The sequence below is a fragment of the Streptomyces sp. NPDC020898 genome, assembly GCF_044333925.1.
Lineage (GTDB): Bacteria > Actinomycetota > Actinomycetes > Streptomycetales > Streptomycetaceae > Streptomyces.
In genome coordinates this window covers 946,633-972,321 of sequence record NZ_JBIRRV010000001.1, presented here as the reverse complement: position 1 = coordinate 972,321, position 25,689 = coordinate 946,633, and the positions used below count along the sequence as shown (strand labels likewise).

Annotated in this window: 21 protein-coding genes; 9 read left to right on the top strand and 12 right to left on the bottom strand. The window is 71.0% G+C overall.

Annotation, left to right across the window (positions count from 1 at the left end):
• Window positions 1-2 precede the first annotated feature (2 nt).
• From ACH4TV_RS04320 to ACH4TV_RS04300, 5 genes are all read right to left on the bottom strand, one after another.
• Window positions 3-1,247 carry an MFS transporter gene (locus ACH4TV_RS04320; RefSeq protein ID WP_398394060.1) on the bottom strand — a complete coding sequence of 415 codons (1,245 nt, stop codon included), beginning with the start codon at window positions 1,245-1,247 and terminating at the stop codon, window positions 3-5.
• Between the two features lie 135 nt (window positions 1,248-1,382).
• A complete protein-coding gene (locus ACH4TV_RS04315; protein ID WP_398394058.1) occupies window positions 1,383-1,802 on the bottom strand; it encodes a Fur family transcriptional regulator in 420 nt (139 codons plus the stop codon).
• A gap of 59 nt (window positions 1,803-1,861) precedes the next feature.
• Window positions 1,862-2,764, bottom strand: coding sequence for a metal ABC transporter permease (locus tag ACH4TV_RS04310; protein ID WP_398394056.1), 903 nt, complete (start codon window positions 2,762-2,764; stop codon window positions 1,862-1,864).
• Between the two features lie 16 nt (window positions 2,765-2,780).
• Complete coding sequence (locus ACH4TV_RS04305; protein WP_398394054.1) at window positions 2,781-3,548, bottom strand: metal ABC transporter ATP-binding protein; 768 nt, start codon at window positions 3,546-3,548, stop codon at window positions 2,781-2,783.
• Between the two features lie 25 nt (window positions 3,549-3,573).
• A complete protein-coding gene (locus ACH4TV_RS04300) occupies window positions 3,574-4,533 on the bottom strand; it encodes a metal ABC transporter substrate-binding protein (RefSeq protein WP_398394052.1) in 960 nt (319 codons plus the stop codon).
• Between the two features lie 142 nt (window positions 4,534-4,675).
• Between ACH4TV_RS04300 and ACH4TV_RS04295 the strand changes: the two genes are divergently transcribed.
• Entirely contained in the window at window positions 4,676-6,058 is a 1,383-nt protein-coding gene (locus ACH4TV_RS04295) for a glycine--tRNA ligase (RefSeq protein WP_398394050.1), read from the top strand.
• Window positions 6,059-6,226: 168 nt separating this feature from the next.
• Here ACH4TV_RS04295 and ACH4TV_RS04290 read toward each other — a convergent pair whose 3' ends face one another.
• From ACH4TV_RS04290 to ACH4TV_RS04280, 3 genes are all read right to left on the bottom strand, one after another.
• Window positions 6,227-6,433 carry a hypothetical protein gene (locus ACH4TV_RS04290; RefSeq protein ID WP_398394048.1) on the bottom strand — a complete coding sequence of 69 codons (207 nt, stop codon included), beginning with the start codon at window positions 6,431-6,433 and terminating at the stop codon, window positions 6,227-6,229.
• 102 nt (window positions 6,434-6,535) lie between these two features.
• Window positions 6,536-7,249 (bottom strand): response regulator, encoded by a 714-nt coding sequence (locus tag ACH4TV_RS04285; protein ID WP_398394046.1) that lies wholly within the window; start codon window positions 7,247-7,249, stop codon window positions 6,536-6,538.
• Window positions 7,234-8,589: a sensor histidine kinase gene (locus ACH4TV_RS04280; protein WP_398395348.1), complete on the bottom strand. Its 1,356-nt coding sequence runs from the start codon at window positions 8,587-8,589 to the stop codon at window positions 7,234-7,236. Before ACH4TV_RS04280 ends, ACH4TV_RS04285 begins: the two co-directional genes overlap by 16 nt.
• Before the next feature lie 237 nt (window positions 8,590-8,826).
• On the opposite strand from ACH4TV_RS04280, the gene ACH4TV_RS04275 reads away from it, so the two are divergent.
• A complete protein-coding gene (locus ACH4TV_RS04275) occupies window positions 8,827-9,534 on the top strand; it encodes an ABC transporter ATP-binding protein (protein WP_398394044.1) in 708 nt (235 codons plus the stop codon).
• A gap of 104 nt (window positions 9,535-9,638) precedes the next feature.
• Window positions 9,639-11,966 carry an ABC transporter permease gene (locus tag ACH4TV_RS04270; RefSeq protein ID WP_398395346.1) on the top strand — a complete coding sequence of 776 codons (2,328 nt, stop codon included), beginning with the start codon at window positions 9,639-9,641 and terminating at the stop codon, window positions 11,964-11,966.
• Window positions 11,967-12,319: 353 nt separating this feature from the next.
• Here the strand turns inward: ACH4TV_RS04270 and ACH4TV_RS04265 are convergent, their stop codons facing one another.
• A complete protein-coding gene (locus ACH4TV_RS04265) occupies window positions 12,320-13,753 on the bottom strand; it encodes an MFS transporter (RefSeq protein ID WP_398394042.1) in 1,434 nt (477 codons plus the stop codon).
• A gap of 112 nt (window positions 13,754-13,865) precedes the next feature.
• On the opposite strand from ACH4TV_RS04265, the gene ACH4TV_RS04260 reads away from it, so the two are divergent.
• Together ACH4TV_RS04260 and ACH4TV_RS04255 are read left to right on the top strand one after the other, a co-directional pair.
• Entirely contained in the window at window positions 13,866-14,783 is a 918-nt protein-coding gene (locus ACH4TV_RS04260) for a helix-turn-helix transcriptional regulator (protein ID WP_398394040.1), read from the top strand.
• Window positions 14,784-14,995: 212 nt separating this feature from the next.
• Window positions 14,996-15,973 (top strand): MEDS domain-containing protein, encoded by a 978-nt coding sequence (locus ACH4TV_RS04255; protein ID WP_398394038.1) that lies wholly within the window; start codon window positions 14,996-14,998, stop codon window positions 15,971-15,973.
• On the opposite strand, the gene ACH4TV_RS04250 is transcribed toward ACH4TV_RS04255, so the two are convergent.
• Together ACH4TV_RS04250 and ACH4TV_RS04245 are read right to left on the bottom strand one after the other, a co-directional pair.
• Window positions 15,954-18,164 carry an ATP-binding protein gene (locus ACH4TV_RS04250; RefSeq protein WP_398394036.1) on the bottom strand — a complete coding sequence of 737 codons (2,211 nt, stop codon included), beginning with the start codon at window positions 18,162-18,164 and terminating at the stop codon, window positions 15,954-15,956. The genes ACH4TV_RS04255 and ACH4TV_RS04250 overlap by 20 nt on opposite strands.
• Before the next feature lie 184 nt (window positions 18,165-18,348).
• Window positions 18,349-19,839 (bottom strand): MFS transporter, encoded by a 1,491-nt coding sequence (locus ACH4TV_RS04245; RefSeq protein ID WP_398394034.1) that lies wholly within the window; start codon window positions 19,837-19,839, stop codon window positions 18,349-18,351.
• Between the two features lie 65 nt (window positions 19,840-19,904).
• On the opposite strand from ACH4TV_RS04245, the gene dusB reads away from it, so the two are divergent.
• The 4 genes from dusB (at window position 19,905) to ACH4TV_RS04225 (ending at window position 23,409) form a co-directional block, all read left to right on the top strand.
• Entirely contained in the window at window positions 19,905-21,059 is a 1,155-nt protein-coding gene (gene dusB / locus ACH4TV_RS04240; RefSeq protein ID WP_398394032.1) for a tRNA dihydrouridine synthase DusB, read from the top strand.
• A gap of 137 nt (window positions 21,060-21,196) precedes the next feature.
• Complete coding sequence (locus tag ACH4TV_RS04235) at window positions 21,197-21,769, top strand: IS607 family transposase (RefSeq protein WP_398394031.1); 573 nt, start codon at window positions 21,197-21,199, stop codon at window positions 21,767-21,769.
• The gene (locus ACH4TV_RS04230; RefSeq protein WP_398394029.1) at window positions 21,766-21,975 is read left to right on the top strand and encodes a hypothetical protein; all 210 of its coding nucleotides are present in this window, start codon (window positions 21,766-21,768) and stop codon (window positions 21,973-21,975) included. The genes ACH4TV_RS04235 and ACH4TV_RS04230 overlap by 4 nt, the downstream gene beginning before the upstream one ends.
• A 138-nt stretch (window positions 21,976-22,113) precedes the next feature.
• Window positions 22,114-23,409 (top strand): IS200/IS605 family accessory protein TnpB-related protein, encoded by a 1,296-nt coding sequence (locus tag ACH4TV_RS04225; protein ID WP_398394027.1) that lies wholly within the window; start codon window positions 22,114-22,116, stop codon window positions 23,407-23,409.
• On the opposite strand, the gene ACH4TV_RS04220 is transcribed toward ACH4TV_RS04225, so the two are convergent.
• The gene (locus tag ACH4TV_RS04220; protein WP_398394025.1) at window positions 23,399-25,513 is read right to left on the bottom strand and encodes a sulfatase-like hydrolase/transferase; all 2,115 of its coding nucleotides are present in this window, start codon (window positions 25,511-25,513) and stop codon (window positions 23,399-23,401) included. The two genes, ACH4TV_RS04225 and ACH4TV_RS04220, sit on opposite strands and share 11 nt — an antisense overlap.
• Between the last annotated feature and the right edge of the window lie 176 nt (window positions 25,514-25,689).

Genomic DNA, 25,689 nt, shown 5'->3' with positions numbered 1-25,689 from the left:
CGTCAGTCTCCGTCGCGGGGCAGCAGCAGCGGAGTTGCGAGGATCAGGACGCCCGCGGCACCGACGGCGGTCAGGGGCGTCGTGAGGGCCGCCAGCAGCCCCCACAGGGCCGTCAGTGCCGCGACGGTCAGCTTGCTGGACACCGCCCAGGCGGAGAGGGTGCGGGCGACCCGGTCCGCCGGGGTGTGCTGGAGCCGGTAGGTGGCGTACACCGGGTTGAAGACGCCCATGCTCGTGATCAGCCCGAACTGCACGACCATCACGAGGACGAGCCCGGTCGTGCCGCCGTGCACGAACACCATCCCGATCGGCCAGCACACCCGCAGCGTCCCCGCGGTGAGCATCACCCTGCGCCGGCCGTACCGCGCCACGAGCGGCCGGGACAGGCGTGAACCGATGAGACCGCCGAGGCAGGGCACCGCGAAGGCGAGCGCGTACTGCCAGGGCGCGAAGCCGAAGCTACCGAGCATGAGGACGGCGATCAGTGGCGCCGTCGCCATGATGAGCCCGCTGACCAGCACGGTGTTGAGGAACAGGGGCCGCAGCGCCGGATCGGCCAGGATGAACCGCCACCCGTCGACCAGGTCACCGGCGCGCGGACGCCACCCGTCGGCCCGCGCCTCCACCCGTACCGGACGAGGCTCCTGCCCACCCATCGCCCGGATACCGGCCGCCGACAGCAGAAAGCTCACCGCGTTCGCCACCACCGTGGTCACCGGCCCGAGCAGGCCGATGGCGGCCCCGCCCAGCGGTGGCCCGACCACGCTCGCGGTCCACATCGTGGATTCGAACCGCCCGTTGGCGACGAGGAGTTGGGAGGGCGGCAGGAGCCCCTTGAGGCAGGCCCCGCTGGCCGCGGTGAAGGTGATGTCGGCAGCGGCGACAATGACGGCCACCACCACGAGCTGCCAGAAGGAGAGCACGCCGAGCGCGTAGGCGGCGGGGATGCTGAGCATCGCCCCGCACCGGACGAGGTCCATCGCGACCATCACCGGCCGCTTCCGCCGGAACTCCATCCAGGGCCCGAGCGGCACCGCCACCACCGCCCCGACAGCCAGCCCGGCAGCGGCCAGCAACGACACCTGCGCGGGCCCCACCTGCAGCACGAGAACCGCGATCAACGGAAACGCGTCAAACGCCAACCACGTACCGGACAGACTCGTGGCGTAGGCCGCCCACAACCACCGAAACTCCCGCCCCAGGGAGGCGCCGCTCAGCTGATCTTCTGTCTCGCTGCCAACTGCCACCGCGCGAAGGTACCGGACAAGCCGCCTGCCCGATCGAGGGGGCCTGGCGGATTCCGGTGCGATGCCGCGCCCCTAAGGGGCGCGGGGAACTGCGCGACCAGCCACAACGCACCCGCAGAAAGCAACGAACCGAACCTACTTCTGCACAACCGCGGAGCACTCCGCACACGTGCCGAAGATCTCCACCGTATGAGCCACGTTCACAAACCCGTGCTCCACAGCGATCGCCTCCGCCCACTTCTCCACGGCCGGCCCTTCGACCTCCACCGCCTTGCCGCAGACCCGGCAGACGAGGTGATGGTGATGGTCCTCGGTGGAGCAGCGCCGGTACACCGACTCGCCGTCCGACGTACGCAGGACGTCGACCTCGCCGGCGTCCGCCAGGGACTGGAGGGTGCGGTAGACGGTCGTCAGCCCCACCGAGTCGCCCTTGTGCTTGAGCATGTCGTGGAGGTCCTGGGCACTGCGGAACTCGTCGACCTCGTCCAGCGCCGCCGCCACCGCGGCACGCTGGCGGGTGGATCGTCCCTTAACGGGCGGGCCGGCCGTCGTCACCGTTGTCTCCTCACGTCTGCGCATTGCCGGGCCATTGTGCCAGTCCGGACTGTGCGCGGTCAGACACCGGCCTTGTCGGCCCCCTCACGGCTGGCCGGAATCACACATTCCGCCGGGTCCGGGGCCGTCTCCGCGGCGGTCGCCGCACGGGCTCGGCGGCGGGCCAGCGGGGTCGCCAGCGCGGTCAGCGCGATGAACACCCCGATCGTCAGCAATACGATCGTCGCACCAGGCGGCACATCCTGGTAGTACGAGGTCACCGTGCCGCCGATCGTCACGGACACTCCGATCGCGACGGCGACCGCGAAGGTCGCCGCGAAACTCCGGGTGAGCTGCTGGGCGGCGGCGACGGGAACGACCATCAGCGCGCTGACCAGCAACAACCCGACGACCCGCATCGCGACGGTCACCGTGACCGCCGCCGTGATCGCCGTCAGCAGGTTCAGGGCCCGCACCGGCAGGCCCGTCACCCGGGCGAACTCCTCGTCCTGGCTGACGGCGAAGAGTTGCCGGCGCAGACCGAGGGTGACCAACACCACGAAAGCCGCGAGGACGCAGATCGCGGTCACGTCGGATTCGCTGACCGTCGAGAGCGAGCCGAACAGGTACGAGGTCAGGTTGGCGTTGGAACCCGTCGGCGCGAGGTTGATGAACATCACGCCGCCGGCCATACCGCCGTAGAAGAGCATCGCGAGGGCGATGTCGCCGCGTGTCTTGCCGTACCAGCGGATGAGTTCCATGAGGATCGCGCCGAGCACGGAGACGCCCATCGCCATCCACACCGGCGAGGTGTTCAGCAGGAAACCGAGGCCGACACCCGTCATCGCGACATGGCCGATTCCGTCCCCCATCAGGGCCTGGCGGCGCTGCACGAGGTAGATGCCGACGGCGGGGGCCGTGATACCGACGAGTACGGCGGCCAGCAGCGCCCGCTGCATGAAGGCGTAGTCGAGGAATTCCATCAGCTCTGCGGTCCCATCAGCTCAGCAGTCCCGTCCGGATCGGTTCGGCGTCGTGAGCCGCGTGCGGGTGTACGTGGTCGTGGCCGGGCAGGGCGTGCTGGCCCACCGCCTGCGGGGGCGGGCCGTCGTGCAGCACGCAGCCGTCGCGCAGGACGACCGCGCGGTCGATCAGCGGCTCCAGGGGGCCCAGTTCATGGAGCACGAGCAGCACCGTCGTACCGGCCGCGACCTGCTCCCGGAGCGTGCGGGCCAGCACCTCCTGGCTCGCCAGGTCGACGCCCGCCATCGGCTCGTCCATGATCAGCAGCTCGGGTTCGGCGGCGAGGGCACGGGCGATGAGTACGCGCTGGTGCTGGCCGCCGGAGAGGGCGTTCACCGAGTCCTTCGCGCGGTCCGCCAGGCCGACGAGGGCGATGGCCCGCCGTACGGCCTCGTGGTCGGCCTTGCGCAGCATGCCGAAGCGGGCACGGGAGAGCCGACCCGACGCGACGATCTCCGTGATCGTCGCCGGTACGCCGCCGGCGGCGGTCGTCCGCTGCGGTACGTAGCCCACGCGCCGCCAGTCCGTGAAGCGGTTGCGGGGGACGCCGAACAGCTCGATCTCGCCCTCGCTGATGGGCACTTGGCCGATCACCGTGCGGATCGCGGTCGACTTGCCGGAGCCGTTGGCGCCGAGCAGCGCGACGACCTCACCGCGGCGCACGGTGAGGTCGATGCCCCGAAGGACAGGGCGCGAGCCCAGCTCGGCGCGTACGCCGCGCAGGGAAATGACGGGCTCGCTCACGGTTCCTCCGTAACGGTCGTGCGGGTCACTTGGCTCCCAGGGCTGTCTGCAGCGCCTTGAGGTTGGCCTCCATGACCGCGATGTAGTCGTCGCCCCGGGACTTCTCGGTGATGCCCTCCAGCGGATCGAGGACGTCCGTCTTGAGGTTCGCGTCCTTGGCGAGGGTCTTCGCGGTCTTGTCGGAGACCAGTGTCTCGTAGAAGACGGTGGTCACGCCGTCCGCCTTCGCCTCCTCCTGGAGCTCCTTCATTCGCGCGGCGCTCGGCTCGCTGTCCGGGTCCACGCCGGCGATGGCCTCCTGGGTGAGGCCGTAGCGCTCGGCGAGGTAGCCGAAGGCGGCGTGGTTGGTGAAGAACACCTTCGACGCCGTGTTCTTCAGGCCGTCCTCGAACGCGGTGTTGAGCGAGGTCAGCTTCGCGGTCAACGCCTTGGTGTTCAGCTTGTATTCCGCCGCGTTGGTCGGATCGGCCTTCTGGAAGGCGGCGGACACCCCGTCGGCGATCTCGGCGTACTTCACCGGATCCAGCCAGACGTGCGGGTCGAGACCGGAGGACTCCTCCTCGGCGGGCGCCTCTTCGCCCTCGTGGCTGTGCTCGGTGCTGCCGTGGTCCTCAAGGGTGGTGAGGGTCGCCGCGTCGATCTTCGTCTTCGCCTCGGACTGCGACACCGCCTCGTCGACGGCGGGCTGGAGACCCTTGAGATACAGGACCGCGTCGGCCTTCTGCAGGTCCGCGGTCTGCTTGGCGCTGATCTCCAGGTCGTGCGGCTCCTGGCCGGGCTCGGTCAGCGTACTGACGGAGACATGCCTGCCGCCTATCTGCTCGACGAGGTACTGCATCGGATAGAACGACGCCACGACGTCGAGCTGCCCGGTGATGTTCTGGTCGGCAGCGCTCGAATCCGAGGAGCAGGCGGACAGGGCGCCGAGGCCGAGCGCGGTGGCCGCCGCGATCGCGGTGCCCGATATGAGTCGTCGTACGTTCATGACAGTCATTTTCAATGATTCTGGAAACGATTGTCAACAAGCGGGCCTTTCGGGCATGGGGCCGGAACCGATTTGATTGGGGGGCGGCCCCCGCCGGTAACCTGAAGCATTCGCGCCGTCCGTTCGTACTGAAGAGAGCATCGTGGCCGCCGACAAGATCGACACCATCGTCAGCCTGAGCAAGCGCCGTGGCTTCGTTTTCCCCTGTAGCGAGATCTACGGCGGCCAGAAGGCAGCCTGGGACTACGGTCCGCTCGGCGTCGAGCTCAAGGAGAACCTCAAGCGCCAGTGGTGGCGTTACATGGTGACGTCGCGCGAGGACGTCGTCGGCATCGACTCGTCGGTGATCCTGGCGCCCGAGGTCTGGGTGGCCTCCGGTCACGTCGCGACCTTCTCCGACCCGCTCACCGAGTGCACCTCCTGTCACAAGCGCTACCGCGCCGACCACCTGGAGGAGGCATACGAGGCGAAGCACAAGCGCCTCCCGGAGAACGGCCTCGCCGACATCAACTGCCCCAACTGCGGCAACAAGGGCCAGTTCACCGAGCCCAAGCAGTTCTCGGGCCTGCTCTCCACACACCTCGGCCCGACCCAGGACAGCGGCTCGGTCGCCTACCTGCGCCCCGAGACCGCCCAGGGCATCTTCACCAACTTCTCGCAGGTGCAGACCACTTCGCGCCGCAAGCCGCCGTTCGGCATCGCCCAGATGGGCAAGTCGTTCCGCAACGAGATCACGCCCGGCAACTTCATCTTCCGCACCCGTGAGTTCGAGCAGATGGAGATGGAGTTCTTCGTCAAGCCGGGCGAGGACGAGAAGTGGCAGGAGTACTGGATGGCGGAGCGCTGGAACTGGTACACCGGCCTCGGTATGCGCGAGGAGAACATGCGCTGGTTCGACCACCCGGCCGAGAAGCTCTCGCACTACTCCAAGCGCACCGCCGACATCGAGTACCGCTTCCAGTTCGGCGGCAACGAGTGGGGTGAGCTGGAGGGCGTCGCCAACCGCACGGACTACGACCTCAACGCCCACTCCAAGGCCTCCGGCCAGGACCTGTCGTTCTTCGACCAGGACGCCCAGGAGCGCTGGACCCCGTACGTCATCGAGCCGGCGGCCGGTGTCGGCCGCGCGATGCTGGCGTTCCTCCTCGACGCGTACTTCGAGGACGAGGCGCCCAACGCCAAGGGCAAGATGGAGAAGCGCACGGTCCTGCGGCTCGACCCGCGTCTGGCGCCGGTCAAGGTCGCGGTGCTGCCGCTGTCCCGCAACCCCGAGCTGTCCCCGAAGGCGAAGGGTCTGGCGACGGCCCTGCGGCAGAACTGGAACATCGAGTTCGACGACGCGGGCGCGATCGGCCGCCGCTACCGGCGCCAGGACGAGATCGGTACGCCGTTCTGTGTGACGGTCGACTTCGACACGCTGGACGACAACGCGGTGACGGTTCGTGAGCGCGACTCGATGAAGCAGGAGCGGGTTTCTCTGGACCAGATCGAGGGGTACCTGGCTCAGCGTCTTATCGGTTGCTAGTGGCTCCGCCGGGGGCGTGGGTTGTTTGCTGCGGGTCCGGTGGGGGCTTGTCGCGCAGTTCCCCGCGCCCCTAAAAGGGGCGCGACACTCGCCCCGGGATTTTTCGGTGCCCCGGTTTCGTCACGGACTCAACAGACGTGACGGGGCCGGGGTTTTGTCATCGTGTCGTCAGCCTGCCGTCGGGTCCACCGTCGCCTGGTGCTCCTCGGCGAGGTGTTCCTCTGCCTTCAGCCAGGGGAGGAACTGGACCTTCTTCCGCCAGCCGCAGGTGTCGCAGCTCATGACGCGGTGTGCCCCGGTGCGCTGGACGTGTACGACGTGCTCCCGTCCGTGCTGGTCCCAGCGGCTCACCTTGCTCGTGTTGGCCTGCAACATGACCTCTCCGCCGTCCAGGGGATGCGTGCAGCTAGGAGTGTGCAGCAAGAGCAACATCAACAGGGGGCGACTGTGTGAAGAGTTGAGACGGTCCCCGGGCGCTCAGAGGTCCGTTCCGGGGGCGATCAGGCCCGTCTCGTAGGCGAGTACGACCGCCTGGACCCGGTCGCGCAGGTCCAGTTTCGACAGGATGCGGCCGACGTGCGTCTTGACCGTGGTCGGGCTCAGGAACAGGCGTTCCGCCAGTTCGGCGTTGCTCAGGCCCGTCGCCAGCAGACGCAGGACCTCCAGTTCACGGGGGGTCAGACCCGACAGGTCGGCGTGACGGGCGGGCCGCGGGTGCTCCTGGCGGTGGGCGAAGCGTTCGATCAGGCGGCGGGTGATCGCGGGCGCGAGCAGGGCGTCGCCGGACCGGACCAGGCGTACGGCGGCCACCAGGTGCTCGGGGGTGACGTCCTTGAGGAGGAAGCCGCTGGCGCCGGCGGTGAGGGCGGCGTACACGTAGTGGTCGAGGTCGTAGGTGGTGAGGATGACGACCCGGGTTCCCCCGGCCTCCGGGGCGTCGTCGGCGAGGATCCGCCGCGTCGCCTCGATGCCGTCCATGCCCGGCATCCGGATGTCCATGAGGACGACATCGGGCCGGGTACTGCGTACGGCGGCCACCGCCTCCGCGCCGTCGGCCGCCTCGGCGGTCACCTCGATGCCGTCGGCGGCCAGGATCATCCCGAAGCCTGTACGGACGAGGGCCTGGTCGTCGGCGATGACGGCCCGCAGGGGTGGCAGCGGTGGCTGGTCGTGGGTCACGGCGTCCGCCACGGGACGTCGGCTCTGATGCGGTAGCCGCCGCTGAGGGTCGGGCCGGCGGTGAGCTCGCCGCCGTACACCGCCAGTCGTTCGCGCAGGCCTATCAGGCCGCGACCGGTGGTGCCGGTCCCGGTGCCGGTCCCGTTGTCGCTGTCGCCGGCGGCCGTGGTGCCCGTGTCGCTGACCTCGATGTGCAGACGGTCGCCGGTCCAGCCGATCTGGACGGAGGCCTCGGCGCCGGGGGCGTGCCTGATCGTGTTGGTCAGCGCCTCCTGGACCACGCGGTACGCCGTCAGGTCCACCCCCGGCGGCAACGGGTCCGGCGGCAGCGACACCGCGACGACCACCGGTGTCCCGGCGCCGCGCACCCGCTCCGTCAGCGCGTCGAGCCGGTCGAGGCCGGGCTGCGGCTCCAGACCGTCGGTGGGGGTCTCCTGGGCGCCACCGGTGTCCGGGGCGGCCAACAGGCCCATCACATGCCGGAGTTCGGCCATCGCGGCGCGGCCCCCGGCCTCGACGGCCAGCAACGCCTCCTTCGACCGCTCGGGCGCCGCGTCCATCACCTTGCGTGCCGCCCCGGCCTGGATCACCATCACGCTCACATTGTGGGTCACCACGTCGTGCAGCTCGGCGGCGATCCGCGCCCGCTCCTCCGCCACGGCCCGCCGCATCGCCTTCTCCTGGGCCTCCTGCAACCGGGTGAACCGGTCCCGGCCGGCCGCCAGCCGCCGTTGCCAGAACCCGACGAGGCCGGCCAGCACCCCCGCGACCAGCAGCACGACCCCGGGACTCGACCAGCCGGGGAGCGAGGGCGCCGCCTGCTGGAACGCGACGCCGGCCAGGACCGCCCCGACGACCAGCGCGGCCATGGCCCCCACCCGGTAACGGCTGTGCTTGACGGCACTGTAGGCGCCGATGACGCAGGTCAGCACGGTGATCCAGGAGGCGTGGTCGCCGATGGCCGCGGCCGCGCCCAGCACCACCCCGAACACCGCCAGCGGATACCGGCGCCTGGCCAGCAGAGGCAGCGCCGACAGGAAGACCAGCGGCCAGGGCGCGACGGAGGCCCCGTCCTCCCCTATGACCGACGGACGGGGTACGGGGGGCGGGGGCGGCGGCGGGATCCCGTACGTGGCCCCGCCGCTCCCGTACTCGGTCTTCGGGACGAACCGCACCGGACCGTCTCCGGCATAGCGCGCGGCGACGATCAGTGCGACGACCGTCAGCACGACCGCCAGCGCCAGGTCGGCGTACACCGCCCGCCGCGACAGCGGAGCGGGTTTCGGCTCCGGGCGCAGCGCGTCCCACAGTTGCTGACGCCAGTGTTCCGCGCGCCGGTACTCCGTCTCCATCGGCGTCTCCATCGGCTCATTGTGGGGGCGGGTGCCCCGCACCGCGTTCCCTCCGAACGAACGGCTCAACAAGCCGTCCCTCAGGCGTACTTCGCAGGGATGACCCCTGGTCCGAGTCCTCCGCGGGGAGGGCCGGACGTAGGTGTCGCGGCCGACGCGCGGCGTCGACGCCCGGCCCTACGTTCGCGGAGTCCGGCAACTTCTCCGCTCGAACCGACCGTAGGGACAGGCGAGTTCATGTTGCATGCCAACACGAGCCACGTGATCCAACTGGAAAGCGTGGCCAAGCGCTACGACAGCGCGGGCAGGCCCGCGCTCGGGCCGCTCACGCTCTCCGTCGAACAGGGCGAGGCCCTCGCCGTGACCGGCCCCTCCGGCAGCGGCAAGTCCACGCTGCTGAACCTCGTCGCGGGCCTGGACCGGGCGACCGAGGGAACCGTGTCCGTGGCCGGCCGACGGCTCGGCGAGCTGAACGAGCACGCGCTGGCCCGGTTCCGGCGTGAACACATCGGCATGGTCTTCCAGTTCTTCAACCTGCTCGACGATCTCACCGTCACCGACAACATCCAGCTTCCCGCCCAACTGACCGGCACCGCACGGCGCGAGACGGCCGCCCGCGCCGGGGAGCTCATGGAGGTGCTCGGCATCCAGAAGCACGCCCGCGCCTATCCGGGCCGTCTCTCCGGCGGCGAACGCCAGCGCGTCGCGGTCGCCCGGGCGCTGGTCAACCGCCCCGCCCTGCTGCTCGCCGACGAGCCGACCGGCGCCCTCGACAGCGCGTCGGGCCAGGACGTACGGGAGCTGCTGGTGGAGTTGCACCGGGGTGGCCAGACCATCGTGCTGGTCACCCACGACCTGGCGCTCGCCGAGGCGTGTGCGAGCCGCACGATCCACCTGGTCGACGGTCACCTCGCCCTCGACACCCGGGCGGGGGCGGCCCGTTGAACGGCTTCGGCTTCGGCTTCAGGACCGGCGGTGCGCTCGGCCGGGTCGTACGGTCCGGAGTGGGCCGGAGGCGGGTGCAGACCGTGGTGATCGCCGTGGCCACGATGATGGCCGTGGCCTCGGCGGTGGTCGCCGGGTCGCTGATCGTCGCCGCGAACGCGCCCTTCGACCGCGCGTTCACGCAGCAGCACGGCGCGCATCTGACCGTCCAGTTCGATCCGGCCGGAACGAGTGCGGCGCAGTTGGAGGCCACCAGGGAACTGACGGGCGTCACCGCGAGCGCGGGGCCCTACCCCACCACGACGATCAAGCCGGTGGACTCGGCGGGCGGGCACCTGCCGACGCTGACGCTCGTCGGACGGTCCGGTCCGCAGGCCGACGTGGACGATCTGGACCTCAAGTCCGGCCGGTGGGCGGCGAAACCGGGCGAGATCGTGCTGGACTCGTCGTTCTCCGGGCCCGGCCTCGGACTCGGCTCCACCCTCAGGACCTCCGACGCGGCGGACAGCCCGACCCTGACGATCGTCGGCTTCGCCCTGTCGGTCAGCAGGACCGCCGCTGCCTGGACGACCCCCGCCCAGGCCAGGGCGCTGACATCGGCGGACACCCCGCTCACCAGCCAGATGCTGTACCGCTTCGACTCGGCCGGCACGGAGGAACAGCTCACCGACGCCCGGAAGCAGCTCGCGGCGGCCGTGCCGTCCGGGGCGCTGCTGGGCAGCCAGTCCTACCTGGACACCAAGCGCGACGCGGACCAGGGCGCGGCGCCGACCATCCCGTTCCTCGTCGCCTTCGGGGTCCTCGGCATCGTGATGTCGGTGATCATCGTCGGCAGTGTGACCAGCGGCGCGGTCGGCACCGGTCTGCGCAGGATCGGCATCCTCAAGGCCATCGGCTTCACCCCGGGCGAGGTCGTACGGGCCTATGTGGCCCAGGCGTTGATCCCGGCCGCCGTCGGCATCGGGCTGGGCGTCGTCCTCGGCAACCTGCTCGCCGTACCGCTCCTCGACGACACCGAGCAGGCGTACGGCACCGCCACGCTGAGCGTGACCTGGTGGGTGAACGTCGTGGTGCCGGGCGCCGCGCTGCTGGTCGTCGGGACCGCCGCGCTGGTGCCCGCGCTGCGCGCCGGGCGACTGCGGACGGTCGAGGCCATCGCGGTGGGCCGGGCCCCGCGCACGGGCCGTGGCCAGTGGGCGCACCGGGCGGCGGGCCGGCTGCCGCTGCCCAGAGCGGTGACATACGGCCTCGCGAGCCCCTTCGCGCACCCGGTCCGCACGGCCGCGATGCTGCTCGCGGTGGCCTTCGGCACCGTCGCGGCGACCTTCGCCGTGGGGCTGACGGCGTCCTTGACGGCGGTCAGCGCAGCGGCTGACCCCGAGGAAAGCGCCGAGGTCATGGTCTTCGGCGGCGGCGGCGGCGGCGGCGGTGGCGGTGGCGGTGGCGGTGCTGGTGGCGGTGCTGGTATTGGTGGCGGCGGCGGACCCCGGCCCGACGAGGGCAAAACCGAGGCCCCGGCCGCTGATTCGGTACGCATACGCGCCGCCGTCGAGGCGAAGGAAGGCACCGCCTCGTACTACGGCATGACCCACGCCGACGCCTCCGTGGCCGGGGTCACCGGCTCGGTACCGGTCAGCCTCTACCAGGGGGATCTGGGTTCCGGCAGCTACGAGATGCTCTCCGGGAACTGGCTCGACGGCGCCGGACAGGTCGTGGTGGGCTCGGGTTTCCTGGAACGGACCGGGAGCGAGATCGGTGACACGGTGCGGGTGACCTACGAGGGGGACACCCGAACCCTGCGGATCGTCGGCGTGGCCTTCGACTCGTCGGACGGCGGCATGCAACTCCACGGGAACATCGCCGACTTCCCCGCGGCCCAGCCCCGGATGTTCCTCGTCGAGGTGGCTCCGGGTGTCCAGCCCGCCGAGTACGCCGCGAAGCTCGCCGCCGTGGTCCAGCCGCTGGGCGGCGACGCCATGGCCAACGCCCCTTCGCAGCAGGACAACTTCGTGATCATCCTGAACTCGATGGCGGCACTGCTCACCCTCATGCTGGTCTCCGTGGCCGGTCTCGGCGTCCTCAACTCCGTGGTCCTCGACACCCGGGAGCGCGTCCACGACCTCGGCGTCTGCAAGGCCCTCGGCATGTCACCCCGCCAGACGGTGAGCCTCGTACTCGCCTCGGTGGCCGGCATCGGCGTCCTCGGCGGCCTGATCGGCGTACCCGCCGGCTACGCCCTGCACGGCTTCGTCCTCCCGGTGATGGGCCACGCCGCAGGCACCGACCTCCCATCCTCCGTCCTCGACGTCTACACCCCCTGGCACCTGGCCCTCCTGATCCTGGCCGGCGTCACCATCGCCACCCTGGGCGCCCTCCTCCCCGCAGCCTGGGCAGCCAGAACCCGCACGGCAACGGCACTGCGCACGGAGTGAGAGGGAAACGGGGCTGGGGACGGGCACGAGGCGGGAAGGGGCGCAGGGCCGGGGGACGGGCACGGCCCCGGAGATCCGGGAGCAGCCCCGCAGGGGCGCTCCCGGCAGGGGCGCGGGGAACTGCGCGACAAGCCACAGCGCACCCGCACCCGAAGGCAGACCGTCCGCCCCGAGCTCTCAGTACTATTCGCTCCCGACGACACGGGGCCGGGGCTGGGGACCGGCGTGGCCCTGGAGATCCGTGAGCGGCCCGGCAGGGGCGCTCCCGGCAGGGGCGCGGGGAACTGCGCGACAAGCCACAGCGCTCCCGCACCCGAAAGCAGAACTCCGCCCCGACCCCCCAAAACGAGCGCTCACCCGATCTTCCGCGGCAACCGCAGGCTCAGCACCGTCGTCAGCGCGATGCCGGCCACCTGCACGACCAGCGTCGTCACCAGCGCGTCCCGCATACCCATCCCGGGGGCCAGGGAGAGGAACAGCGTGCCCAGGGTCGCCACGCCCAGCGCCAGGGCGGACTGCTGGATGGTGACCATGACCCCGCTGCCCACACCCGCCCTGGCCGGCTCGACCTCGGAGAGGATGATCCGGAAGAGAAGAGGAAGCTGCAGCGCCTGCCCCGCCCCCGCTACCGCCGCGCCCGGCAGCAGCTCCACCAGCCCCAGGTCCGGCCAGGAACGCCAGGCCGTGACGGCGATGAGAGCGACGCCCACCCCCTGGATCAGGCCGCCCGCCGTGACCACCCGGGTGCCGTACCGGGCGACCAGCCGCGGCCCGGCGAGGGAGACGGCGAAGAACGCCACCGCCATGGGCGCCAGGGCCAGCCCGGCCTGCACGGGGCCGAGGCCCGCGCCCCGTTGCAGGGCCACCGCGATCACGAACATGAAGCCGCTGAAGCCGATCGAGAACGGCACGATCATCACCAGGCCCCGCCGCAGCGACGTCAGCGCGAAGAGAGTCGGCGGTACGAGCGGAGTACGGCCCTCACGGTCCGCGCGGCGCTCGACCGCGTAGAACGCCGCCGCCGTGAACGGGAACGCGGCCAGGGCCAGCCAGGTCCACAGCGGCCAGCCCGCCGCCCGGCCCTCGGTGAGCGGGACGAGGAGCGTGATGAGGGAGGCGGCGAGGAGGGCGGTGCCGGGGACGTCCACCGGTTCGGGGTGCTGTGAGCGGGTCTCCGGGACCGTCCGGGCCGCCAGGACCAGGCCGAGCAGCACCACGGGCACGTTCACCAGGAACACCGAGCGCCAGCCGGTGCCCGCGATGTCCGCTGCCACGAGCACGCCGCCGAGGATCTGGCCCGCCACCATCGACAGGCCGGCTGTGGCGCCGTACAGGCTCATCGCCTTCGCGCGCCGCGGGCCCGCCGTCGCCGACTGGATCGTCGCGAGCACCTGCGGCAGCATCGCCGCCGACGCCGCGCCCTGTGCGATCCGGGCGGCCACCAGCGTCCACGCCGTCGGCGCCAGGCCGCATGCCAGCGAGGTGACCCCGAAGGCCGCCATACCGACCAGGAAGAGCCGGCGCCTGCCGAAGAGGTCGCCGAGCCGCCCGCCGAGGACGAGCAGGACGGCGTACGAGACCCCGTAGCCGGCGACCACCAGTTCGAGGACGGTCTCGCTCGCCGAGAGGTCCCGGCCGATGGTGGGCAGCGCGACGTTGACGATGAAGAAGTCGATCAGAGGGAGCGCCGCGCCGAGCAGCACCGTGAACAGGCCGGGCCCGCCGAGTACGGGTGGTCCCGTGGGGGAGCGGACGGCAGCGGTGGGTGAGGTGCTCGTTTCGGTCACGTCGACCAGGGTCCGCCTTCCCTGAAGGTGGTACCAGTGTGTCTTTATCCTGGTACCAGGAGTACCCGGAAACAGGGTCCGCGGGGAGTTCGCGGAGAGGGAGAGTGGGACCGTGACCACGACGACCCGCCAGGAAACTGTCGCACAGCACCGGTCCGGCCGGCGCGGCTCGGAGATCCGGCGGCACGAACTCGCCGTCTTCCTGCGCAGCCGCCGCGAGCGCATCGCCCCCGAGCAGGTCGGGCTGCCACGCGGTCCGCGCCGGCGCACGCCCGGTCTGCGCCGCGAGGAGGTCGCCCAGCTCTCCGCCGTGGGCGTCACCTGGTACACGTGGCTCGAACAGGCCCGTGCCATCCAGGTCTCCGAACAGGTACTCGACGCCCTCGCCCGCACGCTCCGCCTCGACCCGAGCGAACGCGCCCACCTCTTCCAGCTGGCCGGCACCGCCGACCCCACGCCCGCCGCGAGCTGCCCGGCGATCACCCCCGCCCTGCGCGAACTCCTGCGCGCCCTCGACCCCGTCCCGGCCTGCATCCAGAACAGCCGGTACGACATCCAGGCGTACAACCGCACCTACAGCCGTCTCATGGGCGACCTGGACGCCGTACCGCCCGAGGACCGCAACCTCCTGCTGCTCGTCTTCACGAACGAGGAGTGGCGGTCGTCGGTCGTCCTGCTCGAAGAGACGATGCGGGTGATGGCGGCCAAACTCCGGGTCCAGCAGACCGCCCATCTCGGCGAACCCGCCTGGAAGTTGATGCTGAAGCGGCTGCGTGCGGAGTCCGCGGAGTTCTGCGAGATCTGGGAGCGGTACGAAGTGATCAGCGCCGTCGGCAAGACCAAACAGTTCCGCAACCGGCACGTCGGCCTGCTCACCGTCGACCACACCGACCTGTGGCTCGCCCCGGAGCTGGGCACCCGCCTGGTGACGATGGTCCCGTCGGACGACGAGACGCGCGAGCGGCTGGAGAAGCTGCACGCGATGGTCGTGGGCGAGGAGTCGAGCAAGGCGGAGTCCCGTACCACGTAGTGGCTTACCACCCAGTCCCGTACCGCGTAGGTGCATACCGCGTACACCGAGCGGTCGGGAAAGGGGCTCAGCTGGTCCGTTCCGGTCGAGGAACCGATCACCGGTGGGCAATTTCGTTCTCGATCAGGGGTGTTGGCAGTGGCGTCCGGAGTGTGCGCAGGCGTTTCCCTACCGTCGTGAGTGGATCAACGACACCTGGGGAGGCGCTCTCGATGACGGAACACGCAGCTGAGCAGGCACATGAGCACGCACACACGACCGCCCGAAGCATCTCCGTGGACGCGCTGCGGCCAGGCGACCACGCGTGCCTGGATGTCCCCGACTCCCAGGCCCACTGGCAGGTACTGACCGCCTACACCCGCGCCGGACTGACCCGCGGCGAGAAGGTGATGGTCGTCCTCGACCCGGCCGACGTGGGTGACGACGACGCCCTGGCCCGGCTGGACGGCGGCACCGGACACGCCGAAACCGCCCTGCGGAGCGGGCAGTTGGAGATCGCCCGCAACACCGCGGTGTACGTCCCCGACGGCAGCTTCTCCCGGGAACGCCAGTTCCGGCTGTACTCCGGCGAGTTGGAGAAGGCGAAGGCCGAGGGGCGGACCGGGCTGCGGGTCGGGGCCGACATGGCCTGGGGGCCGCGCGCGGGCGTCAGCGACGACCAGCTGCTCGACTACGAGGCCTTCATGGAACCGCTGTTCGTCGATCCCCGGCTCACCGCGATGTGCTGGTACAGCCGTCACCAGTACACCGACCACCTGGTGGCTGCGATGCGGACGGTCCACCCGCTCCAGGTGATGACCCACCTCGACGCGCTCGAAGTGTCGTGTACCGACGGCGGTCTGCGGATCGCCGGCTCCGCCGACCCCGGCACCCGCGAGGAGTTCACCGCCACCCTGCGCGCACTGCTGAGCCACCGCGAGTACGCCGGTCCCACCCCGCTGCGCTACGAACTCGACCTGACCGACCTGTTCTACATGGAGGCGCACGCCGCCTGGCAGTTGATCGACTTCGCCCGCAGCATGCCCGACGGCGACACCCTCGACGTCCGCTGCGGACCGATCCTCGAAGCGGTTCTGCGGGGCCTCGGCTCCGACGACGTACGGCAGTTGAGGCTCCGGACGGACGCGGCGCAGGCCGGAGGACAGGTGTGGCGAGAGACAGGGGACGCGGTCAGCGGGGCAGGCCGCTGAACCAGGCAGCGACCTGACTCCGGGCGGCGAAGCCCAGCTTGGCGAGGATGCGCTGGGCATGCCCCTCGGCCGTACGCCGCGAGATCACCAGCCGTTCCGCGATCTGGCGGTTCGTCAGGCCCGACGCGATCAGCGCGGCCACCTCCAGCTCGCGGCGGGTGAGTCCGGTGTCGGGGACGGGGGGCGCGGGCCGTGCGCCACGGCCGGCTCGCGACGCGGTGCGCGGCCCGGACCCCGGCCGGGTCCTGTCGCCGAGTGCGTAGGCGAGCGCCTCCCGGGCCGACAGCTCGTAACCCCGCCGGTGGGCCTCGACGTACCCGCCGTCGCCCAGCGCCTCGCGGGCCTGCCGCTCAGCCGGGGGGAGGTGGTCCCCCTGCGGTTGCCCGGCCGGCGGGGCGTGGCCGAGGTCGTAGCGGATGCGGTGCGCCGCGCCCCGCAGCACGGTCGCCCGCTCGGCGTCGCCCCGGGCGGCGGTCACGACGGCCAGCAGCTCCAGGGTGCCGCCGACGGCGTGCGGCTCACCGGTGACGTACGGCAGCCGCAGACAGCGCCGGGCGCTCTCGGTGGCGGCCTCGTGCTCGCCCAGGGCCCAGCGGGCGGTGGTGAGCGCGCCCAGGACGTACGAGCGGACCCACTGCTCGCCGTACGCCTCGCACACGGCGAGGGCGTCCGCGCACAGCGGCACCGCCCGCTCGGGCCGGCCGTGGAAGGTGAGCGTGGCCGCCATCTCGACCCGGCTGAGGATGTGGAAGGCGAGGAGCCGTCCCTCGTCGTCGCCGGAACTCCCGGGGTGCCCGCCCAGGACGTCGGCCAGTGGCCGGACGTCCGGTATCTCGTGCGGGGCCAGGGTCGGGGGGTGCGGGGCGCCGGCCAGCAGCACGGCGCTGGTGCGGCTGCGGACCAGCGGGATCAGGGCGGCGGCCCAGTGCGCGCGGGCCAGTTCGGGTGACGGGCGGGCGCCCTCGCGCCGGGCCAGACGCTGCCACCAGTGCCGCAGCTCCGCCCAGGCGCCGCGCGCGATCCAGTAGAACCACAGGCTGCCGACCAGACGCAGCCCGCGCGGGGACTCGCCGGGGGTGGTGAGACAGAAGTCGAGCACCGCGCGCAGGTTGTCGTGCTCGGCGCGCAGCCCGGCCAGGGTGCCGGGCTGATCCGGCCCGAACCAGCTCCGCTCATGCTCCTGGGCGAGCCGCACGAAGTGCCCGCACAGCCGCCGCCGCGTCTCCCCGGCGGCACCGAGCGCCTCCAGTTTCTCCAGCCCGTACTCACGGAGGAGGGTGAGCATCCGGTACCGGGCGCCCCGGTCACCCTCACCCTCCTCCCTGACCAGCACGGACTTCTCCACCAGCCCGGCCACGGCGTCCAGGACACCGGACCCCGTACACACCGCCTCCGCCGCCGCCAGGTCGAAGGTGCCGGTGAACACCGACAGGCGGGCCCAGGTGAGCTGTTCCGCGGGGGTGCACAGGTCGTGGCTCCAGTCCATGGCTGAGCGCAGGGTCCGGTGGCGGGGTGGGGCGGCCGGGCTGCCGGAGGTGAGGAGGCGGTAGGGGTCGCCGAGGCGCTCTCCGAGGCGTTCGTCCAGTTGCTCCACGCCCAGCGCGTGCATCCGTACGGCCGCCAGTTCGATGGCCAGCGGGAGGCCGTCCAGGCGGTGGCAGAGGCGGGCCACGGCGGCCCGGTTGTGGTCGGTGATCTCGAAGCCGGGAGCCACGGCCGCCGCCCGGTCGGCGAACAGGCGCAGGGCGGGGAACTCCGTTCCCTGGAGGGCGTCCCCCGGGGCCGGGGTGGCCAGCGGGGCCACCGGGAGCAGCTGTTCCCCGGTGAGGCCGAGCCGGTGGCGGCTGGTGGCGAGGACCCGGACACCCTCGGTCCCTGCGAGCACGGCGGCCACCAGCGCGGCACAGGCGTCCGACACGTGCTCGCAGTTGTCCAGGACCAGCAGCAGCCGCCTGCTGCGCAGATGCTCGACGACCGACTCCAGCGGCGCCCGTCCCGTCTCGTCCCGGATGCCGAGCGCGTCCGCCACCGCGAGCGGCACCAGCGCGCCGTCCCGCACGGCGGCCAGCGGCGCCGACCGGACCCCGTCGGGGAAGCCCCGTACGGCACCCTCCGCCACCCGCCCCGCGAGCCGGGTCTTGCCGACCCCGCCGGGGCCGGTGAGCGTCAGCAGCCGGGTGGTCGTCAACATCCGCCTGGCCTGCGCCAGTTCATGGCGCCGGCCCACGAAACTCGTCGCCGGTACGGGGAATCCGACCGTTCGCCGCGACCCGGCTGCGCCCACGATCGGCCACGCCCTCTTCGAGTTGGTGGAGTTGATGGAGCCCTTGCATGATCCACAACGGTGATCATCGGCAAGGAGTTACACCAACCGCTCACATCCGCGTGCGCGCCCCCGCCGCGTCCCGTGCGCCCGTCTCCCCGCCCCCACCCGCGTCCGTGGCCCTGTCGGCCTCGTCCACCAGCCGTCCGGCCGTCCGCTCCGCCGTCCGCCGGGCCCAGCCGCCGGTCGTGACGGCACCCAGGACCAGTACGGCCAGCCCGCAGCCCGCGATGATCCACCAGCCGGGCCGCGCCGCCGATGCGAAGACCTCCTTGTACGGGCCCGAGCCGAGGCCCGACGCCAGCACCGCGCCGATCACCGCGACCCCGAGCGTGCCGCCGGTCTGGCGGCTGGTGGAGGCGACCGCGGCGGCCACCCCGGCCTGGGCGCGCGGCATGCCCGAGACGGCCGTGTTGGTGATGGGCGCGTTGACGAAGCCGAAACCGAGGCCGAACAGGAAGTACCCGATCACGAGTGTCACGTTCGACGTCTCCGCGTCGAAGGCCGCGAAGAAGACCCCGCTCGCGGTCATCGCGGTCCCGGCCATGAGGAGCGAGAACCGCGGCCCCCGGCTGCCGACCAGCCGCCCCGAGAGCGGCGCGCACACGAAGCACATGACCGCCATCGGCAGCATCCACAGACCCGCGTGCAGTGCGGACAGCCCCCGCACGTTCTGGAGATACAGCGTCGACAGGAACAGGAACCCGCTCAGCGCCGCGAACGCGCTGATCGCGATCACGGTCGCCCCGCTGAACGGCGCCGACCGGAAGAACCGCAGGTCGATGAGGGGTTCGGCGCGCCGGGGCTCGTAGTACAGCAGCCCGAGCAGCGCCGCCAGGGCAACCGCCGCGAGGCCGAGCGTGTGCGTGGCCGGGGAACCGGGCGCCTCGATGATCGTGTACGTCAGCGAGCCGAGCAGCGCGATGACCAGGAGCTGGCCGACCGGGTCCGGGCGGCGGGCCTTCGGCGCCCGGGACTCGGGGATGTACCGCCAGGTCAGCAGGAGCGCGGCGATACCCACCGGCAGGTTCATCCAGAAGATCGAGCGCCAGCCGACGGTGTCCACGAGCAGGCCGCCGACGATCGGGCCCGCGGCCATGGAGATGCCGACGACCCCGCCCCACACCCCGATCGCCCGCGCCCGCTCGCGAGGGTCGGTGAACGTGTTGGTGATGATCGACATGGCGACCGGGTTGAGCATCGAGCCGCCGACCGCCTGGATCATGCGGAACACGATGAGCCAGTCGAGGCTCGGGGCGAGCGAACAGAGCACCGAGCCGAGCGTGAACAGCACCAGCCCGGTCTTGAAGACCCGGCGGCGGCCGATCCGGTCGGCGGTCGAACCGGCGAGCATCATCAGCGAGGCCAGCACCAGCGTGTACGAGTCGAGCGCCCACTGCATACCGGCCACGCTCGCGTCGAGGTCTCTCTCCATGGAGGGCAGCGCGACGTTGAGCACGGTGACGTCGAGACTCACGATCAGCAGGCTCATACAGCAGATCGCGAGCACCAGCATGCGGCGGTGGGGGCTCAGCTCGGACATGCGGTCCATAGTACGGCTAACTAATGACTTTGGCTGTACTCCATCCGGTGCGAGAGAATGGGCCAATGTCCACGCCCGTGACCGCACCCGCGGCCCCTCTCCAGATCGGCCCGCACACCGTGCGGCCGCCCGTCGTCCTCGCCCCCATGGCCGGGATCACGAACGCGCCCTTCCGCACCCTGTGCAGGGAGTTCAGCGGCGGCAAGGGCCTGTTCGTCAGCGAGATGATCACGACCCGGGCGCTGGTCGAGCGCAACGAGAAGACCATGCAGCTGATCCGCTTCGACGCGACCGAGAAGCCGCGCTCGATCCAGCTGTACGGCGTCGACCCGGCGACCGTCGGCAAGGCCGTCCGCATGATCGCGGAGGAGGGCCTCGCCGACCACATCGACCTCAACTTCGGCTGCCCGGTCCCGAAGGTGACCCGGAAGGGCGGCGGCTCGGCCCTCCCGTACAAGCGGCACCTGCTGCGCGCGATCCTGCGCGAGGCGGTGTCCGGCGCCGGGGACCTCCCGGTCACCATGAAGATGCGCAAGGGCATCGACGACGACCACATCACCTACCTCGACGCCGGCCGTATCGCGGTGGAGGAGGGCGTGACGTCCATCGCCCTGCACGGCCGCACCGCCGCCCAGCACTACGGCGGCACGGCGGACTGGGACGCCATCGCCCGCCTCAAGGAGCACGTGCCGGAGATCCCGGTCCTCGGCAACGGCGACATCTGGTCGGCCGAGGACGCGCTGCGGATGGTCCGGGAGACCGGGTGCGACGGGGTCGTGGTCGGGCGCGGATGCCTCGGGCGTCCGTGGCTGTTCGCGGACCTGGTGGCGGCGTTCGAAGGGCGTACGGAGGACATCGCGCGCCCGTCGCTCCGTGAGGTCGCCGACATCATGGTCCGGCATGCCACCCTGCTCGGCGAGTGGATCGGGGACGAGGCGCGCGGGGTCATCGATTTCCGCAAGCACGTCGCCTGGTACCTGAAGGGCTTCGCGGTCGGCTCCGAGATGCGCAAGCGTCTCGCGATCACCTCGTCGCTGGCCGAACTCCGCTCCGGGCTGGACGAGTTGGACCTCGACCAGCCCTGGCCCCTCGGCGCCGACGGCCCCCGCGGCCGTACGTCCGGCAACAACCGGGTGGTGCTGCCGGACGGCTGGCTGAAGGACCCGTACGACTGCGCGGGCATCAGCGAGGACGCCGAACTGGACACGTCCGGGGGCTGATTCGCTCCCTCGTGCCTGTTCAGTGACTGTTCCGACTGTTCTGGTCTGTCTGTCCTAGGGGTTTGAACTGCACTCGTTCTAGTGAAGTGTGAGTGATTATTAGCGTTCACGGGTGAGTGCCTTCTACCGTCGGGAATGTGAATCTGACCGAGTGGGCGAAGGCCCAGGGTGTCCATCCGCAGACCGCGCGTCGCTGGTTCCGTGAGGGAACGCTGCCGGTGCCCGCGATGCGGGTGGGTCCGCGCACGATCCTGGTGAACATCGAGGCCAACCAGGCCGTCGATGTCGTCGGTGGTGTGGGCCTGTACGCCCGGGTCTCCTCCCACGACCAGAAGGCTGACCTGGAGCGGCAGGCGGCCCGGCTCGTGGAGTGGGCGGCGAAGGCCGGGCACCGTGTCGTCCGCGTGGAGTCGGAGGTCGCCTCGGGCATGAACGGTGCGCGGGCGAAGGTCCGCCGCCTGCTGGCCGATCCGGCCGTGATGACGGTGGTCGTCGAGCACAAGGACCGCCTGGGCCGGATGAACGTCGAGCTCGTCGAGGCCGCGCTGGCCGCGCACGGCCGCCGCCTCGTCATCCTCGACGAGGGCGAGGTCGAGGACGACATGGTCCGCGACATGACCGAAGTGCTGACCTCGTTCTGTGCCCGCCTGTACGGCCGCCGCTCGGCGAGGAACCGCGCGCAGAAGGCGCTGGAGGCGGCCGCGGAGTGAACGAGCGCAAGAAGCCGTTGCGTGCGGTCCGGGAGCCGTTCGTGGTCCAGGAGGCGACGGGCGTCGCGATCCGTGACCGGTTCAAGGACCTCACACCCCAGGACGAGAAGGTCCTGCGCCTGGTCGGCGCCCACATGGGCGGCCTCGCCGGCGCTGACCTCGCCCTGTACTCGCGGGCCGGTTTCGAGCGCACCAACGACTCCTGAGCCGCCCGCAAGCAGGACCTGACCGCACAGTCGTCGTCGCGGTGGGCAGGCTCCCTCACGAAGGGCACCCACGACCAGTACGCCCTGGCCCGGCGCGGCCAGTTCGCGCACCGGGACAAGCTCGCCGACGGCATCCGGATGCTCGTGCACCGCCTGTCTCTCCCGGTCGGGGAGAAGGGCACCAAGAGCAAGCCGGGCGGCTACCGGTCGCAAGGCGAGTGGTTCCGCAAGTCCCGCCGACTGCACATCCTCAAGGCCCGCCTCGCGGCCGTTCAGGAGGACATCGCGACCGGTCGGGTGCACGTGGTGCGCGGTGGGAAGCAGCTCGCGAACAACCGGCACAACCTGGCCGCCGCCCAGCTCACCGAGACCGGATGGCGGGAACGCTGGGAGGCGGCCCGCTGGTTCTTGAGCGCGGACGGCGAGTCGGGGAAGCGGTTCGGGAACGAGACGATCCGCGTCAGTCCGGACGGCGAGGTCTCGATCAAGCTGCCCAAGCCGCTTCAGCACCTGGCCAACAGCCCGCGCGGCCGGTACGTCGTGACCAGCCGCGTCATGTTCCAGTACCGGGGCGAGGAGTGGGCCGACCGTGTCGCCCACAACCGTGCGGTCGCGTACGAGATCCACCTCGACGTACTCAAGGGCCGCTGGTACCTGACTGCCTCCTGGAAGCGGCCTGCCGTCCAGACGATCCCCCTGCAGGCGGCGCGCGTTGGCGGGCTGATCGGGGTGGACACGAACGCCGACCACTTCGCCGCGTACCGCCTCGACAAGCACGGCAACCCGGTCGGTGACCCGCAGCGCTTCTGGTACGACCTGACCGGCAGCGCGGACCACCGCGACGCGCAGCTGCGGCACGCGCTCAGCCAGTTGCTCCGCTGGGCCACCCGGATCGGCGTGCGGGCGATCGCCGTCGAGGACCTGGACTTCTCCGACGGGAAGACCCGCGAAAAGTTCGGCCGCAAGAAGCGGTTCCGCCAGCTCATCCACGGCATTCCCACCGGCAAGGTCAAGGCCCGGCTGGTGAACATGGCCGCCGAGCACGGCCTGGCCCTGGTCGCCGTCGACCCGGCGTACACCTCCAAGTGGGGCGCCGAGCACTGGAAGACACCCCTGGCCAACAAGAAGCGTGCGATGACCCGCCATGACGTGGCGGGCATCGCGATCGGAAGGCGCGCCCTCGGGCACCCGGTCCGGCGACGGACGAAACCGCCCCGCACCCACCAGAGCGATGGTGGCGGGCATCGGAACGTCCAGGCCGAATCGGGCACCCGGGGGCGTGAGGGACTCCGCCGAACACGGAACGGAACCAGCCCCCCGAGGGCGGCGACCGGCCATGCGGTCACAGCGGAGAACCAGCGTGCCCAACACCGTTCGGGACACGCGGCTGAGCATGAGCCCTGGCAACAGGACTCACTCCCGCTCAGTTTCTAGGAACGGTGGAGCCGTACGCCGTCAGGAACTTGTCGCGGAACGCGCTCATCTTCCAGACCGGGGCTTCGTCGGTGGGGCGCAGGCCGTCCGACCAGTTCCAGTCGGTGATCTTGTCCAGGACCTTCGGGTCCTTGGCCACGATCGAGATCGGCACGTCACGGCTGGCGTTGGGGCCGCTGACCTGGGACATGGGCTGGTGGTCGCCGAGGAAGACGAGAACGGTGTCGTCGGTGCCGTACCGCTTCAGCCAGTCGACGACGCTGGTGACCGAGTACTGGATCGATTTGCCGTACTCCTGCTTGGCCTGGGTTTCGTCGTAGAGGACGTCCTTCGGGTCCTTGCCCGCCTTCTGGATGTCCTCGAACACCGAGCCGTCGCCGAGCTGGTCCTGCGGGACCGTCTCAGGAAGCGGCGCCCAGGGCTGGTGACTCGAGGTCAGGATGATCTCCGACATCAGCGGCTTGTCGCTCTTCCTGCCGTGCTCCAGGCGCTGGAAGGCCTCCAGCGTGTACTGGTCCGGCATCGTCGACCAGCTGAACTTCGGTCCCTTGTAGCCGAGATCCCTGGACTCGTAGTTCTTCTCCAGGCCGTAGAACTCCTCCTCCGGCCACCGCTTCTGCACGCCCGGCATCACCCCGACCGTCCGCCAGTCGCCGGTCCGCCGGAACGCCTCGGTGAGGGTGAGGCGGTCGCTGTTGACGAGGGTGTTGTAACGCTGCTGGTTGTTGATCCACAGGCCCGACAGGAACGTGGAGTGGCCGAGCCAGCTGCTGCCGCCGTACGTCGCCGAGGTCAGCCAGCCGCTCTTCGCGGCGAACCCGGCATCCGTCAGGGTCCGGGTGCCGTCGGCGAGCGTCTTGCCGACGCCGGGCGCCATGACCGGGTCCTCGATCGCGCTGCGGCCGTAGCTCTCGATGAACATGACGATGACGTCCTTGCCGCGCAGGTCCGGCACCAACTGGTCGCCGGGCGTGTTGGCGAAGGGGTCCTTCTTGGCGAACTTCTCGAACGCCGCCTCGTCGCGGAACGTGTCGCTGGCCCGCCGCGCGTGCACCTTGACGACCCCGGCGGTGTGGTCCGAGGCGATCGGCACACCGCCGATCGTGAGGCCGAGGGACATGGAGGTGATCCAGACAGTGCCGGCGATGAGCGTGGCCTTGGTGGCGACGGTGTTGTTGCGGGCGAGCAGGCCGCTGAGCCGCACGGTCGCGAGGGCTGTCACGACGGGCAGGAGCAGCGCGAGCGCGATCACGGCGAGGGTGGCGGCGATCGAACCCGCCGTGCCGATGGTGTCGGTGAGGTACGACTGCGCGTCGGCGAGAAGTTGCCAGTCGAGCACGAGGTTGAAGTGCCGGCCCAGGTACTCGACGAACCCCATGTCGAGCAGGTTCAGCACGGTCAGCGCACCGAGGAACGCGCCGATGCCCGCCGCCGCGATCACCCGCGGCCGGCGCGGCATCGCGAGCAGCACGACGGCCCCGACGATCGCCTCCGCCGGGAGCCGGAAGAACTCGGAGATCCTGAGATTGCCGAGGGTGTTCGGCATCTGCAGGGCGCCGATCACGAGGAGCACGGAGAGCGCGGTGACCGCCCAGCGGAGGTTACGGGCGGCGGTGGGACGCCGGGTGCGCCAGTCGGGCTTGGCCGCGTCCCCGGGTGCGGTGAGGTCGGTGGACTCCTGGGGCTCGGCCGACTTGCCGGGCTGGTCGGGCTCAGTGGACTTGCTGGCTTCGGCGGCCTCCGTCGGCTCGGCGGCTTCGGCGGGCCTGCTGGCCTCGTCGACCTGCGCGGGCTTGGCGGCCTTCGCGGGCCTGCTGGGCTCGTCGGGCTTGCTGGCTTCGGTGGCTTCGGTGGTGTCCGAGGCCTCGGCGGCCCCTGTGGGCTTGGCAGCTTCGGCGGCCCGCGTGGGCTTGCTGGGCTCGGCTGCGGAGGCTTCCTCGGCCGGCGTGCCCTCGGCTGCTGCTTCCTGGACCGGGGGCTCCTCGGCTGCCGGTTCCTCAACCGCCGTATCAGCAGCCTCGGTTACCGGCTCGGCTGCCGTCTCGGACGAAGGTTCCTCGGTGGTGGCGTCCGTCGTTGGGATGTTGCGCGTGAACAGAGGCACCCCGAAGATCCTTCCGTGTGGCCGTGCAGGAGCGGCGGACCCGGCGTGGGAGCCGAAGTCCGTCACCATCCCGTACGGCGGGCCCCCGGCCTGCGTTCAGCCGCCGCGCCCAAAGCAGTCCTGGTGAAGTCGGGTGCGCAACGCGCGCCCCAAAGGGGCGCGGGGCTGTGTCGATC